Source organism: Pleomorphomonas oryzae DSM 16300, from assembly GCF_000422965.1.
Taxonomy (GTDB): Bacteria; Pseudomonadota; Alphaproteobacteria; order Rhizobiales; family Pleomorphomonadaceae; genus Pleomorphomonas; species Pleomorphomonas oryzae.
Map to the genome: position 1 here is coordinate 312,422 of NZ_AUHB01000006.1, position 16,039 is coordinate 328,460.

Here is a 16,039-nt window from a genome sequence, read left to right on the forward strand (position 1 = left end):
AAAACCTGTCCGCAGCGACATAGCGCCCGGCGACTCCGTCCCATGAAGCCAAAAAACAAAAAGGCACCCAAACGGGTGCCTCTTGCGTGGAGTCTCGTCCAGGCCGGGCGCCTTCAGGCACATCCGGCCGAGACCGGATCACTTGATCTTGGATTCCTTGAACTCGACGTGCTTGCGAGCGACCGGATCATACTTGGTCTTGGTCATCTTCTCGGTCATCGTGCGAGAGTTCTTCTTGGTGACGTAGAAGTACCCGGTGTCGGCGGTCGAGACGAGCCGGATCTTGATGGTCGTTGCCTTGGCCATGGCATCCGATTCCTTGTGCTTGTTGACGGTGACAGCCAAAGCGGCTGGACGCCCCACGCGGGAAGCGTCGTTCGTTCGGCGGGCACCCTAGTCGAAAGCGCCCGAAAGTCAAGACGAGCTTGATGGCTCGTCCGCATTTGGCTCGGTCACTCGGCGGATGCGATAGGCGGCAAAAAAAGCATAGCTGGCGAGGATCAATACGGTCACGACGACCAAGCCCTGCGGCCCCAGCGCATCCATGCCTGCACCAGTCGCCGCCGGCCCCACCAGCATGCCAACCGAGTACATGAAAATGAAAGCAGCGTTGGCCGAGGCGAGATCATTGCCGGAAAGGCGCGCTCCGAGATGGGTCAATCCCACCGCGTAGAGGCCGGCCACCACCCCACCCCACAGGCCGATCGTCAGCATCAGCCAGAACGCCTCCGACGACACCGCTGCAACCAGCAAGGCCGATGCGACGCCGCCCAGAGCGATGCAAAGCAGAAGGCGCCGTCGGTCCATCCGGTCAGACAGCATGCCAAGCGGCAACTGCGCCACGATATTGCCGACGGCAACCGCCATGACTAGGAGCGCCGCGATCTGCTCGCTATACCCCAGGCGAAGACCATAGACCGGTGAGAAGCTCATCACCGACGATTCGACCGCTCCCACCGTGAAGGCGGCGAAGGTGGCGAGTGGCACCACAGTGAGAAAGTGCAGGAAATTGCCGCCCTTGCCTTCGTGCGTCGGCGGGTCGGCGCGGAAGCCGGCGATGATCGGCAGGATCGAGATGGCCATCAATCCCGTGCCGACGGCAAACGGCAGCCAACCCTCTGAACCGATCAGGCTTAGAATCGCCGGTCCAACGGCAAAACCGATAGACAGGATGGTGGCGTAGACACCCATGACGAAGCCGCGTTTCGCCGCTGGCGCCAGTGCGTTGATCCAGAATTCCGAGACAATGAAGGCCGTGTTGAGACAGAGCGAGAAGACAAAGCGCAGCACGAACCAGACGATGATCGAATCAAAGAAATAGAACAGCGGGAAGATGACGGTGCCGAGCGTCACCGCAACCAGCAGCACCCAGGCGGCGCCGAACCGGCGGGTCAGCATCGGCACGAAGGGTGTGCTGAAGAGCGCCGCGACACCCGCCGCCGCCGTCACCAGACCGATAACCGAACTCGAATGACCGCGCTGCTCAAGGATGACGGCCAAAAGAGGCATGCCGAGCGACAACGACATTCCCACAGCCGAAATCGAGCCGATCGCGGCGGCAAGCCCGGCAAGGCGGCGCCGGTCGAAACGGTCGGGAGCGGGTGACGTCATGGAGGAAATCCGTGAAAGGGATTAGCCTTCTACCGGACGCCAGCCGTAAATCCAATCCATGTTGTAGGCCAGCCGCTCCGCGCCGAGAAGACGCATGCCGAGATTGCGCGCTTTGGCAGGCGCTCCGCCGAGGTGGTAGATGAACCCGTTACGCCGCGCGGCGGCGGCGACCTTGTCGGTGCGCGCCTTGCGTCCCTCGGCGAAACGGCCGAGCCTCTCCTCGATGTCATCGCCAAGACCGGCCGCCAGCACGCTGGACAGCACGCGTGCATCCTCGATCGCCATCGCCGCGCCCTGCGCAACAAAGGGCGGCATGCCATGCACGGCGTCGCCGATCAGCACGGTCCGCCCCTTCGTCCATGGCGTGTCGCGCGGCGCTTCGCAGAGCGCCCATTTCCGCCAACTGTCCGGCATGGCGATCAGCTTCCGCACCGACTCCGGCCAGGCTTCGAACGCCGCCCGGATCTGCGCTACGTCGCCCGGCACATCCCAGCCGTCCTCGTTCCAGGCGTCGTCAATGGCGGCGACCAGGTTGATTTCCCGGCCGGCATCGATGGCATAGTGGACGAGATGGGCATGCCGGCCGAGCCACAGGCCGGTTTCGTTGTGGCGGAAGGACTGCGCAACGAACCCCTCGGCCTCGAAGGTAGCGCGCCAGGCCGTGCGACCGGTGTAGGTCGCCGGACCGCCGCCGATCACCTGTTCCCGCACCATGGAGCGGACACCATCGGCGCCAACCAGCACGCTGCCGGAAAAGCGAACGGCTTCGTCAGCCTCCAGGCCTTCGACCACCACGCCTGTGGTGTCCTCACTGATTGCCGTGATTTGGACGCCGAGATGCAGAGTGACGCGCGGCTCCTGCTCGACTGCAGCGAGCAACGTTCCCTGGAGATCGGCACGGTGGATGACGATATAGGGCGCGCCATAGCGCTCGACCATCGCCTCGCCAAGCGGCATGCGCAGGACGAGGCGGCCGCTCACCCCGTCGCGAATGGTGACCGCTTCCGGCCGCACACCCGTGGCATCAAGCGCCGAGCCTAGCCCGAGATGAAAGAGGATCGACGACGCGTTAGGCGACAGCTGCAGGCCGGCACCGACCTCTCTCAGCTCTGGCGCCTTGTCGATAACCGTAACCCGCACGCCGGCCCGCGCCAGGCATAAGGATAACGTGAGGCCAGCAATTCCGGCCCCGATCACCACCACCGGTAAATGATCCGGCATAGCTCCATCCTTAGCGTGGGTCAGGCCGCTTTGGGCTGCCACGCGGCGTCCTTGGGTTCCGATTCGGTCGCTTTCAGCGTCGGATCGTAGCGATAGACGGTCGAGCAATAGGAACAGACGACCTCAGCGTCATCCCCCATTTCTAGGAAGATGTGCGGATGGTCGAAGGGCGGCTTTGCGCCGATGCACATGAATTCCTTCGCGCCAATCCGGATGGTCGTTACCCCGGCGTCGTTGGCGAAGTGAGGAACGATAGCGTCGGCCATGCACGATACCCTTGTTGAAATCCGTGACTTCACGAAGCATACCGGCAAGATGACAGCAAGAACAGTCCCTTTGCGGCAAAAGCGGCGGGACATTGCAGGACGGCGCCAACGGCGCAACGGAGGAGGCCATATGCCGAGCTTTTCGACAGCCGAGGGCGACTTTGCCTATATCGATGAAGGCAGCGGCCAGCCGGTAATCCTCGTCCATGGCTTTGCCTCGAGTGCCCGCGTCAACTGGCTGGATACCGGCTGGATCGACTGGCTGGTGCGCTGCGGCTATCGGACGATCGCTCTCGACAACCGCGGGCACGGCGGCTCGGTCAAGCTCCACGACCCCGAGGACTATCGTCTTGAGAAGATGGCTGGCGATGTCGAGGCGTTAATCGATCACCTCGGATTCCCGAGTGTCCGGGCGATCGGCTATTCGATGGGGGCCCGCATTCTTCTCGACTTCGCCACCCGCCATTCCCATCGTCTGGAAAGACTCGTGCTCGGTGGCATCGGCGGCACCATGGCAAAGACCGGTCTTGACCGCGAGCCTATCGCTGCCGCCCTCCTCGCTCCGTCCCTCGATAATGTCGGCGACCCGGTCGGCCGGAGCTATCGACTGTTCGCCGACAAGACCCGATCCGACCGGCAAGCGCTCGCGGCCTGCATTCGCGGTTACGGCCGTCCGGTCGATCCAACAGAGACCGCTCGCATCGCTGTCCCGACACTGGTGGCGGTGGGCAGCAGAGACGTTGTTGCCGGCTCGGCGGCCGAACTTGCTGCGATGATCCCCAAAGCCGAGGTGCTGGACATCCCAAACCGGGATCACATGCACGCCACTGGTGATCAGATGTTCAAGGAAGGTGCCGCGACCTTCTTCAGCCAATAAAAAAGCGGCGCGACCATTGCGATCGCGCCGCTCTCACTGTCTCAATGAACGCCCGCCGTCACACCGCCTTGGCGCTCTGCTTGGGGCTGCGCTTGCGCGGCTTCGGCGGCACTGGTGCATCGGCGACCTTGGCGTCGACTTCTTCCACCTTGCGCTTCAGCGCCGGGTCGGGCAGGCAATCGAGCTTCAGGCCGACTTCGCCGGCTTCGTTGGTTTCGACCGACACCTTGACGGTGCCACCCTTCTTCAGCACGCCGAACAGCACCGCGTCGGCGAGCGGACGCTTGATGTGCTCCTGGATGACCCGGCCGAGCGGACGGGCGCCCATGTGCTCGTCATAGCCCTTGGTGGCCAGCCATTCGATCGCCGCGTCGTCCAGTTCGAAGGTGACGTTGCGGTCGGCAAGCTGCGCTTCGAGCTGCATGACAAACTTCTGCACCACCGAACGCACCACTTCCGGCGGCAGCGCACCGAACGGAATGACGGCGTCCAGGCGGTTGCGGAACTCCGGCGTGAACATGCGGTTGATCGCCTCGGTATCGTCGCCCTCGCGCCGGCTGCGATTGAAGCCGATCGGCTCACGCGACATGTCGGCGGCACCGGCATTGGTCGTCATGATCAGAATGACGTTGCGGAAATCGACCTGCTTGCCGTTGTGGTCGGTCAGCTTGCCGTGGTCCATCACCTGCAACAGGATGTTGAACAGATCCTGATGCGCCTTCTCGATCTCGTCGAGCAGCAGCACGCAGTGCGGATGCTGATCGACGCCATCGGTCAGAAGACCGCCCTGGTCGAAGCCGACATAGCCCGGAGGCGCGCCGATCAACCGGCTGACGGTGTGCCGCTCCATATACTCCGACATGTCGAAGCGCAGGATCGGCACGCCGAGGATCGAAGCGAGCTGACGGGCGACTTCGGTCTTGCCGACGCCGGTCGGGCCGGAGAACAGGTAGTTGCCGATCGGCTTTTCCGGTTCTCTGAGGCCGGCACGCGCCAGCTTGATCGCCGAGGAGAGCGCGGCAATTGCCTTGTCCTGGCCATAGACCACGCGCTTGAGGTTGGTCTCAAGGCGTTCCAGCACCTCGGCGTCGTCCTTGGACACCGACTTCGGCGGGATGCGGGCCATCGTTGCGATGGTCGCCTCGATCTCCTTGACGCCAATCACCTTCTTGCGCTTGCCCTCGGGCAACAACATCTGGCTGGCGCCCGTCTCGTCGATGACGTCGATCGCCTTGTCCGGCAGCTTGCGATCGTTGATGTAACGGGCGCTGAGCTCGACGGCCGACTTGATGGCGTCCTGGGTATAGCGGACCTTGTGGAACTCCTCGAAATAGGGCTTGAGGCCCTTCAGGATTTCGATGGCGTCGGTGACGGTCGGCTCGTTGACGTCGATCTTCTGGAAGCGGCGGACCAGTGCCCGGTCCTTCTCGAAGAACTGGCGGTATTCCTTATAAGTGGTCGAGCCGATGCAACGGACGCTGCCGCTGGACAGCGCCGGCTTCAAGAGGTTCGAGGCATCCATCGCGCCGCCGGAGGTGGCGCCGGCACCGATCACCGTATGGATCTCATCGATGAACATGATGGCGCCAGGATAATTCTCGATCTCCTTGACCACCTGCTTCAGACGTTCCTCGAAGTCGCCGCGATAGCGGGTACCGGCCAAGAGTGCGCCCATGTCGAGCGCAAAGATGGTGGCATCCTTCAAGACGCCCGGCACGTCGCCGTCGACGATGCGGCGAGCAAGGCCCTCGGCAATCGCCGTTTTGCCGACGCCTGGATCGCCCACATAGAGCGGATTGTTTTTCGAGCGACGGCACAGCACCTGAATGGTGCGGGCGATTTCGTCGGCCCGACCGATCAGCGGATCGATCTTGCCCTTCAGCGCCTTCTCGTTGAGGTTGACGCAATAGGCATCGAGCGCGTCCGCTTTCTTCTTCTCGGCCGTCGGCCCGCCGCTCGGCGGCGTCTCCGGGGATGGCGATTCTTCGTCGACGCCGCGTGTCGCCCGGCTTTCGCTCATACCGGCCCGCTTGGCGATGCCGTGGCTGATATAGTTGACCGCGTCGTAGCGCGTCATGTCCTGTTCTTGCAGGAAATAGGCGGCGTGGCTTTCGCGCTCGGCAAAGATGGCCACCAGCACGTTGGCACCGGTCACTTCATCCCGCCCGGACGACTGGACATGAATCACCGCCCGCTGGATGACCCGCTGGAAGCCGGCTGTCGGCTTGGCTTCCTCGCCAAGCTCGGTGACGAGGTTATCGAGTTCGGTGTCGATATATTCAACGAGGTTGCGCTTCAGCACATCAAGATCGACGGAGCAGGCCCGCATGACGGCGGCCGCGTCGGGATCTTCCACCAAAGACAGCAGGAGATGCTCAAGCGTCGCATATTCCTGGCGGCGTTCATTGGCGAAAGCGAGGGCCTGATGAAGGGCTTTTTCGAGACTGCGCGAGAAGGATGGCACGATGGACCCTCACTTTTTTTCCATGACGCACTGAAGCGGATGCTGATGGCGACGCGCGAAGTCCATCACCTGCGTCACCTTGGTTTCGGCGACTTCGTAGGTATAGACACCGCACTCCCCCACCCCATGATGGTGGACGTGCAACATGATCTGAGTTGCCTCTTCACGCCCCTTGTTGAAGAAACGCTCCAGGATGTGCACCACGAATTCCATTGGCGTGTAATCGTCATTCAGAATCAGAACGCGATACATGCTCGGTCGTTTGGTCTTAGTCAGGACCTTGGAGGCTACCCCGGTTCCCGAGTCCGACCCGTTCCCACTTCCCCCGTCTTCTTCGTCGTCGGCCGATAGGGTCGAACGGCGCGTCTTCTCTTCCATCTTAAGGTCGGCCCATTGGCTGACCACGAAACGGCAATCCGGCACACCGCAGTCGAGATCCACGGGTGCCATTTCCGTCACGCCAGCCTGAACCGCCTCAACCACCTTTTTCCTCCGATTGCTTGCCCCGATCTTGCGGGTCGTAGGGACATATTGAATCAGGGACAACGGGGGCGCAATTCCAATCTGGAGTCCAGGCCGACACTCCACGCACTTGTGAGAAGACGATCGCCTGTCTCTCCGTATCTGGTAAGCAGTTTCGCTTAGGTCAAGACGCGATGCAATATGATGAATTGCTGGCAGCCCCCAGCTTTTCGCATGACCCGCGACAATTCCCGATGAACCTCCGAAAAATGCGGAGTCCTATTTCGGGACGGTGCAAATCCAGAAAACTCGATTCAAACTTTACGCTTCTGTAACCGCGTTGCCGCTAATTTTGCGAGCGTTGCCCGTTGGGCGCAGGGGATGGAGAACAGGTCATTTTGGCTTTGAATCCGGCGAACAGCCCGGAGGAAGCCATGAGTTGGCGTTGTGAGGGCGGTCCATTGTCGAGTTTGCGTAATCTAGTATCCAAGGTCCTGCACCGAGTGGCGGTTCCGGCCGCTGTCGCCGTCATCGCGGCGGGCGTATCCACAGCCGCCATCGCGGCCAAGGAATTCCCAAGCCAAGTCGTCCCTTCGAAATACTCGGCTATCGTGGTCGATACCGCGACAGGCAAGGTCCTGTACGAGGTGGCCCCCGATACCCACCGCTACCCAGCCTCGCTCACCAAGATGATGACGCTCTACGTCATGTTCGAAGAGCTAGAGAGGGGACGCTTCAAGCTATCGACGCCGTTGCGCGTCTCCGCGCTCGCCCAGCGCCAGTCGCCGACCAAGCTGGGTCTGCGCGCCGGCGAGACGATTTCCGTCGAGGATGCCATCAAGGGCCTGATCACCCGGTCGGCAAATGATGCCGCCGCGGTCATCGCCGAGAACGTCGCCGGCTCGGTGCCGGCCTTCGCCGATCGCATGACGCGCACCGCGCGCGCCATCGGCATGACCAACACACGCTTCCGCAACGCCAATGGCCTGCCCGACCCCGGTCAGTTCACGTCGGCGCGCGACATGATGAAGCTCGGTGTGGCGCTGCAGGTCCGCTTTCCGCAGTATTATCCGATGTTCTCGATCCGCTCCTATAACTTCCGTGGGCGGACCATTGGCAATCACAACAACCTGCTCGGTCGCGTCAACGGCGTCGACGGCATCAAGACCGGATATGTGAACGCCTCCGGCTTCAATCTCGTCACCTCCGTGAAACGCGACGGCCGCAAGATCGTCGCCGTCGTCATGGGGGGGAAGACAGCCGCCCAACGCGACGCCCACATGGTTCAGCTGATCAATACCTACCTGCCCAAGGCATCGCGCGCCCGCGGCTATGACGATCAGCTTGTGGCAGACGCCATGAACGCTCCGAAGGTGGCCGCCGTCAGATCGGCCGTGCCAGATGAGCCGGCCCGCCTCGTCGCCGCGTCGACGCTGCCGCCCCATCCGGCGCCGGTGCCGCGCCCGATGATGGCCGACGCCAACAACGACGATCCCGATCCGGCCCTGATCACCGCCTCGGTCGCTCCAGCCTCGCCCCTGCCGCCGGCGGCTCCGTCCGCTGAACAGGAAGAAGACGTCGCCGAAGCTCCCGCCCCTGTCGTCAGCCACACTGCAGCCCCCTCTCCCGAGCCGCTCAGCCTCGCGACGGCCACACTGCCGGCCAGCCTTGCCAACGCGCACCTGCCCTCCTCGGCCGCGGAAGCCTTCGCTGACATCGGTCCGGCGCCCCAGGCCGATCCGATGGCCGACCTTGTCGCCCGTGCCAATGGCCATTCGCGCCGCGCAGCCGCCAAAGACGTCGAAGTGGCCTCCGCCGCTCCCACCAACGTTATGACCGATGCCGCTCCGACACCGCGCGAGACGACGGCTCCGGCCGCCGCGCGCCAAAGCGGCTGGTATATCCAGATCGGCGCTGTCGGTTCGAAGGCCGCCGCCATGGATCTGCTCGACAAGGCGAAATCGGCCGCACCGCAGCTTGCCTCTGCCAGCCCCCTGGCTGAAACGGCAGGCAAAGGCGTGGTGCGGGCGCGTTTTGGTGGCTTCGAGAATGAGAAAGCCGCAAATCGGGCCTGCGCGGCCCTGAAGAAAAACGACTTCGCCTGTTTCACAATCAGGCTCTGACCGCCCCTCCGGCGGTTGGAGCACCCCGCGCCCCATCCTTAAGGCAAGTCTCCGCCTTTCGTCCGGCGCGGTCCGCTTAGTTAGTCACCAGCACCCACTGTTTTGCGTAACGGGAGCTAGACATGTTTGGACAGAAGCCGGTCCTTGGCCTGGTTGATACGTACCGCCAGGAAAGTGGAGCCGCCCTGGTCGGGATGCACCCGCTTCATCAGACGGCGGTGGGCGGCCCGGATGTCGGCCTCTCCGGCGCCCTTTTGAAGCCCAAGGATCTCGTACGCCTCCTCCTCGCTCATGGAGCCCGCATTCGCCGCTCGACGGCTCCGCGATGCGGCCTCACCCTGCATGTCCTCACGCCAGCCGGGCATTCGGCGGTCGAGATAAATCTCTAGTGTCGCGCGGCTGCGACCATCGCGCGCCGTCTCGGCATAGAGGCTGGAGAGTTCCGCCCCGCCGAGGCGGTTGAGATCGCGGCCGCGAAAGGCGCCCCCGACAACCCGGCCGCCGATCGCGCTGCCATTGACCACCACCTCAACCATCGGCGACCGCAATACCGGCTGTCCACGTCGGGTCCCTCGGAAAGACCCGAGCATTCCCGATCGATGAAGCCCCATCAGTATGGCAGCGCCGACCACGGCGAACGCCACACGGCCAGTAACCGCGAGAGCAGCAACGACGCCAAGCCCGGCCAGCAGGGCGTAATTGCGGGCAAGAGCATCAATGTCGGCTTTGAGGCTGGCGCCGCGCCAACGGATGAGCCACGCGCCCAAGGCGAGCAGCAGAACCAGCATGAAGGCCATATTCATGAAAGGGCGCATCCAGCGTTCGATTTGTTTGACGCTTCATTTCGAACTTTGCCGGCTGGAATGCAATGGCAATGGACATCGACGACTTTCTTGAGGCGGGACGCTACGCGCCGCTTGAAGCGCCACGCCTTTGCCGCCATTTTGCCGTTTAGTGGAGTCGGCGACCGATATTCGGGCGCCATGATATTTGCGCGCTGCCCCAAACCGACGACGGGATCCTTCACCCATGATGCTACGCCAGCCGACATTTCGACGCTTCGCCATGGGTCCTCTTTTCGGAGCGGCGCTGGCCACCTTTGCCTTAGCCGGCTCATTCCCAGCCGGTGCGCGCGGCATGGCTGCGGCGCAACCGGATAGTGGGCTGCCCATTGCCTCCTCGCTGGAGGGCAACTATCTCGCCGGCCGCTTTGCCGGCAGCATTTCCGACTATCGTTCCTCGGCCGACTATTTTGCGTCGGCGCTGATCGACGCACCCGATGACAAGTTTCTTCTCGAGCGTGCCCTGTCGCTCTACATTGCCGCCGGCGAGTTGACGGAAGTCCGCGCCTTTGCCGAACGCCTGAGCGCCGTGGACGCCGAAAGCCCGATCGCAAGCCTGACCATCGGCCTTGATGATTTTCAGGCCGGTCATTGGGACGACGCGATCGCCTCTTTCCAGCACGCCAAGTCTGGGCCGCTGTTGACGCTGGCCGTGGAAATTCTGTCGGCTTGGGCCGAACAGGGCGCCGGCAGGACCGATGAGGCGCTCGCCCGCCTCGCCAAGCTTGATGGCGAAAAATGGTACCTCTTTTTCCGTCACTATCATGCCGGTCTCATCGCCTCAGTGGCCGGCCGCGGCGATGTGGCCGCCACGGAGCTGAAGGCGGCGCTCGCCATCGACGACGGTCCGGTATCGGTGATCGACGCGGCGACACGCACCTTTGCTCGCAATGGCGATTTTGACGCTGCCAAAGCCACCATAGACAAGGCGCTCGCCTCGGCCCCCGGTCATCCGCTCCTCAAGGAGGTGGCGGATATCGTCAACGCCAAGAGCCGCCCTGCGCCGCGCGTCCGCACGGTCAATGAAGGAGCGGCCGAAATACTCTCCGGTCTCGGCTCAGCCGTGGTGCGCGAGGACACCAACGATTTCGGCGTCGTCTTTCTGCAGCTCGCGCTGTTTCTCGATCCGGCCGACGACATGACCCGCATCACTCTTGCCGAGAATTTCGAACGCCTGGAACGCCCGGACGATGCGATCGCCATTCTCGACAAGGTTCCGACGCGCTCGCCGCTTCGGCGCAATGCCGAGATCATGATGGCCTTCGATTACAATGTGCTCGATCGGGTAGATGAAGCGCGGTCTACCCTGAAGCGAGTCATTCGCAAGGACCCGAAGGACAAGGAGGCGCTGAACGGCCTCGGCAATATTCTGAGGACGCGCAAGATGTTCGTCGAAGCGGCGGATATCTATACGCGGACCATAAAAGTCATTGGCGATCAGCCCCAGCCCGACGACTGGCAGGTGTTCTACAACCGCGGCATCACCTACGAGCGCACCAACCGCTGGCCGGAAGCGGAAGCCGATTTCAAGAAGGCGTTGGAACTCAAGCCGGATCAGCCACTGGTCCTCAATTATCTGGGTTACTCCTGGGTCGATAAGGGGCTCAACCTCAAGGAGGGCATGGCGCTCATCGAGAAGGCGGTCAGCCTGTCACCGGCGGACGGCTATATCGTCGACAGTCTCGGTTGGGCGCATTACAAACTCGGCGAGTATGAGGATGCGGTCGACCAGCTTGAGCGAGCCGTGTCGCTGATGCCGTCCGATCCGACCATCAACGACCATCTCGGGGACGCCTACTGGCAGGTTGGCCGCCGTCTCGAGGCACGCTTCCAGTGGAACCACGCCAAGGCCAGCAAGCCTGAGCCGGAGGATCTCGCCAAGATCGAAGCCAAGATCGAGCACGGTCTGGTGCAGGACAACACGGGCAAAGCGGCAGCCCAAGCCGTCGAACCCAAGCCGGCTCAGGCGACGCCCTGACGCGCCTGGGATCGACGACCATGCCGATCGTCGAAGAGGCCCGCGCCAAGGTCAATCTGGCGCTTCATGTCATCGGGCGGCGGCCCGATGGCTATCACGAGCTCGACATGCTCGTCGCCTTTGCCGACGCCGGTGATACCGTGACCCTGGCGCCGAGTGATCGGGACCGCTTCGACATCGACGGGCCAATGGCCGGCGATATCGGCGCCGGCGCTGATAATCTCGTGCTGCGGGCGCTGCGCGGCTTTCGTGACCTGAGCGGGCAGACGGATCCGCTGGCGATCCGATTGACGAAGCGTCTGCCGGTCGCCTCGGGCATCGGTGGCGGCTCGGCCGATGCGGCAGCCATTCTCCGTGGCCTATGCAATCTGCATGATCGCTCGGCAGACGATCCCGCCATCACGGCTCTCGCCCAGTCCCTCGGCGCCGACGTACCAATGTGCGTTATGAGCCGGCCCGCTCACGCGGCTGGTATCGGCGAACGCATCGCACCAACGGGCGGGCGCCTTAGCTTCGGTCTGCTGTTGGTCAATCCGCGCGTCGGCGTATCGACGCCTGCCGCCTTTCGGATGCTGGAGCGGCACGACAATCCCCCGCTTCCCACCCTGCCCGCCTTCGACACGGTAGCGGATCTTGCGGCCTTCCTGACCATCGAAACGCGCAACGACCTCGAGCTGCCGGCCGAAGCCATCGCCCCGATCATAGTCGATGTGCTGTCAGCCATTGCCCGCCTGCCGGGCATTCGGCTGGCCCGAATGTCGGGATCCGGCGCCACCTGCTTCGGGCTGTTTGACGATAGGACGGCGGCGGAAATGGCGGCCACGCAGCTCGCCGCCGATCGCCCGAGCTGGTGGATACAGCCGACGACGTCGGTGTTCTAGAGATCGACGGCCACGTCCTCGGCAGCGATGACATGGTGGACGCGCTCCTCATCCGCCGATTCCTCGCCAAACGGCGCCACCGGCCAATCCCAGGCATCGAAGGGAATGGGCGGGGTGACGCCGTGGAGAAGATCGCGGGTCTCGATGACACCTCCATCGCGGCGGCGTCGAATATAGGACACGTCGGTGACGATCACCGTTTTGCAGGGTAATTGCGCAAGCCCATCGAGATGCCCGGCGACCAGCTGTGCTACCGCGTCGTCAGGCATGATGCGTGCCTGCCCGTCCTTCGAATGCAAACGGCTCACGGCACCCACCGCGATCTGCGACAGTACATTGGCCGAGATCACCAGATCGAGTTCGTCGATCTTGCGGAGAAAACCCAGGGGATCGAGACGAACACCGAGATCGTCCTGTCCGGTCGCCAGCTTGATGCGCGACTGCTCGGCAAGCTTGTCATAGCCGGAGATGTCGCGGGTCATGAAAGTGACGTTGGGATAGCGCCGCAGCAATACTTTCAACCGAACCGTCGGCAGATGAACGATATCGACCAGCACCACCCTGTTGAACATGCTGGAAAGCCGATCAATCGGCACATCGAGGAGCAGGCCTGATCCCAGCACCACCACCGTGCGGCGCACCGCAACGCCATCGATCGCCCGGTCGATCGCCGCCCGCGTCCGCGCCTGGTGTTCGGCCCAGGCGACATGACAGCGCCGGGCACGTGCCCTTAACCCGATGGCATCACGCACGGCCGCCGAACGGCTTCTAGGTGAGGTCAGACGGGTGACTGCAAACAGGAGGGCCTCGGCGAGCATGCGTGGTATCCGCTTGGGTCAGGCGATTTCGCCGCAGACCACCGGCCTTGGCGTGCCCGTGGTGGTGGGGAAGGATGACGGCAACCCCTTCAGGCGTCGCGCGGCAAGATAGGCGAAGGCTTGCGCCTCGACGAAGTCGGCATCAAAGCCGACATCTCCAGCCGGCACGACCTCCACACCGGACCGCTCGGCAATCATGCGCACCATCACCGGGTTGCGTGCGCCGCCACCCGAGACGATGACCGTCCGAATCGGAGCCCCAGCGAGGCGCAGGCCGGCGGCGACGCCCTCGGCCGTGAACGCCGTAAGCGTCGCGACACGATCGGCAAACGGCAGGCGGGCGGCGGCATCGGCGCGGAAGGTATTGCGATCGAGCGACTTCGGGGCCGGCGTTTCGAAATGGGGATGATCCATCAACTGGCTAAGCACGCTGGCATCCACGCGACCCTGCGCGGCGATGGCGCCATCGACGTCAAAGCGGGCACCCGTGGCATTGAACACGAGATCGTCGATCAGCGCGTTGCCCGGGCCGGTATCGAAAGCGGTAAGTTCGCCATCCTCGCCGATGAGCGTGACGTTGGCCACCCCCCCGATGTTGAGGAAGGCCACGGGCGGCGTGAGTCCGGCCTTCTGAGCCAATGCCCGATGGTAAACGGGCACCAGGGGAGCCCCCTGCCCGCCCTCGCGGATGTCGGCAGATCGGAAATCGTACACCACTGGCAGATTGAAGCGCTCGGCGAGCACACCGGCGTCGCCGATCTGGGCGGTAAAGCCGCGATCAGGTGCGTGATGCACCGTCTGGCCGTGGAAACCGATCACCTCCGGGCGGATGCCCTTCTTCTCGGCGGCGATCAGCAGCACCGCCACCGCGTGGGCGTGGGCGTCGGTGACAATGGTTTCCGCCTCGGCAAGCCTGCCAAAGCGGTCGTCGCGCGCGGTCATGCCGCGCGCATCTTTCAGAGCAGCCCGCAAAACCGCCCGCTCTTCGTCACCGTAAGCCTGGAATAGCGTCGGCCCGAATTCGGCGATCCCCTCGCCATCGGTGCGGATCAGCGCCGCGTCGACGCCGTCCATCGACGTACCGCTCATCAGACCGAGTGCCCACATGGCCGAATCGTCCGACATTTTTGACCTCATACCCCGTGAAATCCCGCTTCGATCCTGATAGGAAGCCCAGCGGACTGATACGTCAATTCGGGTCCGCGAACAAACCAAAGGTAAAGAAAGATGAGCGGCTTCAAGTCGGATTTCCTGCGCACGCTCGACGAGCGCGGCTTCATCCACCAGATCTCGGACCCCGAAGGTCTCGACGCAGCGTGCATGAAGGGTCCGATCACCGCCTATGTGGGCTATGACGCCACGGCCACCTCCATCCACATCGGCAACCTCATCACCGTCACCATGCTCTACTGGCTACAGGAGACCGGCCACCGGCCGATCAGCCTGATGGGCGGCGGCACGTCGATGGTCGGCGATCCCTCCTTCCGCGACGACCAGCGCAAGCTGCTGACGCCGGAGACCATTGCCACCAACATCGAGAGCATCAAGAAGGTCTATTCGCGCATCCTGCGCTACGGCGACGGTCCGACCGACGCCATCATGGCCAACAATGCCGACTGGCTGATGAAGCTCAACTACGTCGAGTTCCTGCGCGACGTCGGCCGCTTCTTCTCGGTCAACCGCATGCTGTCGTTTGACAGCGTCAAGTTGCGGCTCGACCGCGAGCAGTCGCTGTCCTTCCTCGAATTCAACTACATGATCATGCAGGGCTACGACTTCGTCGAGCTCAACCGCCGCTACGGCACGGTGCTCCAGATGGGCGGCTCCGACCAGTGGGGCAACATCGTCAACGGCGTCGACCTCAGCCACCGCATGGGTGGCCCGCAGCTCTACGCGCTGACGACGCCGCTGCTCACCACCTCCTCGGGCCAGAAGATGGGCAAGACCGCCAATGGCGCCGTCTGGCTCAATAGCGACCTCTTCAGCCCCTATGATTTCTGGCAGTATTTCCGCAACACTGAAGACGCCGACGTCGTCCGCTTCCTCAAGATCTTCACCCGTCTTTCGCTTTCGGAGATCGCCCGGCTGGGAGCCCTGGGCGGCGCCGAGATCAATGAGGCCAAGAAGATCCTGGCCACCGAGGCGACTGCCGTCGTCCATGGGCGGGAAGCGGCGGACGCGGCCGCCGAGACGGCGCGGCTGACCTTCGAGGAAGGCGTCCACGCCGACGATCTGCCTACGCTGGAAATTCCGAAGGCCGATCTGGAAGCGGGTGTCGGCGTGCTCACCGCCTTCGTGCAGGCCGGCCTCGCCGCCTCCAACGGCGACGCCCGCCGCTCTGCCCAGGGCGGCGGCCTCAAGGTCAACGACCGCACGGTCACCGATCCGAAGGAAATGCTGACGCTTGAAAGTCTCAACAAGGACGGCGTCATCAAGCTGTCGCTCGGCAAGAAGAAGCACATCCTGCTGAAGCCGGTGTGATTGGCAGAGCGACCC

General features: G+C 63.3%; 14 protein-coding genes. 5 read left to right on the forward strand and 9 right to left on the reverse strand.

The window, feature by feature from the left end:
• Positions 1-138: 138 nt before the first annotated feature.
• From rpmG to G522_RS0112660, 4 genes are all read right to left on the reverse strand, one after another.
• The gene (gene rpmG / locus G522_RS0112645; protein WP_026782960.1) at positions 139-306 is read right to left on the reverse strand and encodes a 50S ribosomal protein L33; all 168 of its coding nucleotides are present in this window, start codon (positions 304-306) and stop codon (positions 139-141) included.
• 108 nt (positions 307-414) lie between these two features.
• On the reverse strand, positions 415-1,611 hold the full coding sequence (locus G522_RS26640) for an MFS transporter (protein WP_051228578.1): 1,197 nt from the start codon (positions 1,609-1,611) through the stop codon (positions 415-417).
• Between the two features lie 21 nt (positions 1,612-1,632).
• Positions 1,633-2,832 (reverse strand): FAD-dependent monooxygenase, encoded by a 1,200-nt coding sequence (locus G522_RS0112655; protein ID WP_026791364.1) that lies wholly within the window; start codon positions 2,830-2,832, stop codon positions 1,633-1,635.
• A 20-nt stretch (positions 2,833-2,852) separates the two neighbouring features.
• On the reverse strand, positions 2,853-3,098 hold the full coding sequence (locus G522_RS0112660) for a zinc-finger domain-containing protein (RefSeq protein ID WP_026791365.1): 246 nt from the start codon (positions 3,096-3,098) through the stop codon (positions 2,853-2,855).
• A 130-nt stretch (positions 3,099-3,228) separates the two neighbouring features.
• On the opposite strand from G522_RS0112660, the gene G522_RS0112665 reads away from it, so the two are divergent.
• Positions 3,229-3,975 (forward strand): alpha/beta fold hydrolase, encoded by a 747-nt coding sequence (locus G522_RS0112665; RefSeq protein ID WP_026791366.1) that lies wholly within the window; start codon positions 3,229-3,231, stop codon positions 3,973-3,975.
• A 58-nt stretch (positions 3,976-4,033) separates the two neighbouring features.
• Here the strand turns inward: G522_RS0112665 and clpA are convergent, their stop codons facing one another.
• Positions 4,034-6,439, reverse strand: a complete 2,406-nt coding sequence (gene clpA / locus G522_RS26645; RefSeq protein ID WP_036839059.1) for an ATP-dependent Clp protease ATP-binding subunit ClpA — start codon at positions 6,437-6,439, stop codon at positions 4,034-4,036.
• A 9-nt stretch (positions 6,440-6,448) separates the two neighbouring features.
• Positions 6,449-6,817 (reverse strand): ATP-dependent Clp protease adapter ClpS, encoded by a 369-nt coding sequence (clpS, locus tag G522_RS0112675; protein ID WP_026791367.1) that lies wholly within the window; start codon positions 6,815-6,817, stop codon positions 6,449-6,451.
• Positions 6,818-7,335: 518 nt separating this feature from the next.
• Here clpS and G522_RS0112680 point away from each other — a divergent pair.
• A complete protein-coding gene (locus G522_RS0112680; RefSeq protein ID WP_084633152.1) occupies positions 7,336-9,024 on the forward strand; it encodes a serine hydrolase in 1,689 nt (562 codons plus the stop codon).
• A gap of 116 nt (positions 9,025-9,140) precedes the next feature.
• Here G522_RS0112680 and G522_RS0112685 read toward each other — a convergent pair whose 3' ends face one another.
• Positions 9,141-9,812, reverse strand: coding sequence for a DnaJ domain-containing protein (locus tag G522_RS0112685; protein WP_169453518.1), 672 nt, complete (start codon positions 9,810-9,812; stop codon positions 9,141-9,143).
• Positions 9,813-10,089: 277 nt separating this feature from the next.
• Here G522_RS0112685 and G522_RS0112695 point away from each other — a divergent pair, with 277 nt between their 5' ends.
• Both G522_RS0112695 and G522_RS0112700 read left to right on the forward strand, forming a co-directional pair.
• On the forward strand, positions 10,090-11,844 hold the full coding sequence (locus G522_RS0112695) for a tetratricopeptide repeat protein (RefSeq protein ID WP_169453519.1): 1,755 nt from the start codon (positions 10,090-10,092) through the stop codon (positions 11,842-11,844).
• Positions 11,845-11,864: 20 nt separating this feature from the next.
• Entirely contained in the window at positions 11,865-12,725 is an 861-nt protein-coding gene (locus G522_RS0112700; RefSeq protein WP_156886929.1) for a 4-(cytidine 5'-diphospho)-2-C-methyl-D-erythritol kinase, read from the forward strand.
• Here the strand turns inward: G522_RS0112700 and G522_RS0112705 are convergent.
• Together G522_RS0112705 and G522_RS0112710 are read right to left on the reverse strand one after the other, a co-directional pair.
• Positions 12,722-13,543 (reverse strand): hypothetical protein, encoded by an 822-nt coding sequence (locus tag G522_RS0112705; protein ID WP_026791372.1) that lies wholly within the window; start codon positions 13,541-13,543, stop codon positions 12,722-12,724. The genes G522_RS0112700 and G522_RS0112705 overlap by 4 nt on opposite strands.
• A gap of 18 nt (positions 13,544-13,561) precedes the next feature.
• Positions 13,562-14,668, reverse strand: coding sequence for an anhydro-N-acetylmuramic acid kinase (locus tag G522_RS0112710; RefSeq protein ID WP_245586648.1), 1,107 nt, complete (start codon positions 14,666-14,668; stop codon positions 13,562-13,564).
• Positions 14,669-14,770: 102 nt separating this feature from the next.
• Here G522_RS0112710 and tyrS point away from each other — a divergent pair, with 102 nt between their 5' ends.
• Positions 14,771-16,024 (forward strand): tyrosine--tRNA ligase, encoded by a 1,254-nt coding sequence (gene tyrS, locus G522_RS0112715; protein ID WP_026791374.1) that lies wholly within the window; start codon positions 14,771-14,773, stop codon positions 16,022-16,024.
• Positions 16,025-16,039: the final 15 nt, after the last annotated feature.

Bases quoted from the DNA above. Each gene is read 5' to 3' on its own strand.
- rpmG (WP_026782960.1), bottom strand. From the start codon at position 306: ATGGCCAAGGCAACGACCATCAAGATCCGGCTCGTCTCGACCGCCGAC.
- G522_RS26640 (WP_051228578.1), bottom strand. From the start codon at position 1,611: ATGACGTCACCCGCTCCCGACCGTTTCGACCGGCGCCGCCTTGCCGGG.
- G522_RS0112655 (WP_026791364.1), bottom strand. From the start codon at position 2,832: ATGCCGGATCATTTACCGGTGGTGGTGATCGGGGCCGGAATTGCTGGC.
- G522_RS0112660 (WP_026791365.1), bottom strand. From the start codon at position 3,098: ATGGCCGACGCTATCGTTCCTCACTTCGCCAACGACGCCGGGGTAACG.
- G522_RS0112665 (WP_026791366.1), top strand. From the start codon at position 3,229: ATGCCGAGCTTTTCGACAGCCGAGGGCGACTTTGCCTATATCGATGAA.
- clpS (WP_026791367.1), bottom strand. From the start codon at position 6,817: ATGGAAGAGAAGACGCGCCGTTCGACCCTATCGGCCGACGACGAAGAA.
- G522_RS0112680 (WP_084633152.1), top strand. From the start codon at position 7,336: ATGAGTTGGCGTTGTGAGGGCGGTCCATTGTCGAGTTTGCGTAATCTA.
- G522_RS0112685 (WP_169453518.1), bottom strand. From the start codon at position 9,812: ATGCTGGTTCTGCTGCTCGCCTTGGGCGCGTGGCTCATCCGTTGGCGC.
- G522_RS0112695 (WP_169453519.1), top strand. From the start codon at position 10,090: ATGGGTCCTCTTTTCGGAGCGGCGCTGGCCACCTTTGCCTTAGCCGGC.
- G522_RS0112700 (WP_156886929.1), top strand. From the start codon at position 11,865: ATGCCGATCGTCGAAGAGGCCCGCGCCAAGGTCAATCTGGCGCTTCAT.
- G522_RS0112705 (WP_026791372.1), bottom strand. From the start codon at position 13,543: ATGCTCGCCGAGGCCCTCCTGTTTGCAGTCACCCGTCTGACCTCACCT.
- G522_RS0112710 (WP_245586648.1), bottom strand. From the start codon at position 14,668: ATGTCGGACGATTCGGCCATGTGGGCACTCGGTCTGATGAGCGGTACG.
- tyrS (WP_026791374.1), top strand. From the start codon at position 14,771: ATGAGCGGCTTCAAGTCGGATTTCCTGCGCACGCTCGACGAGCGCGGC.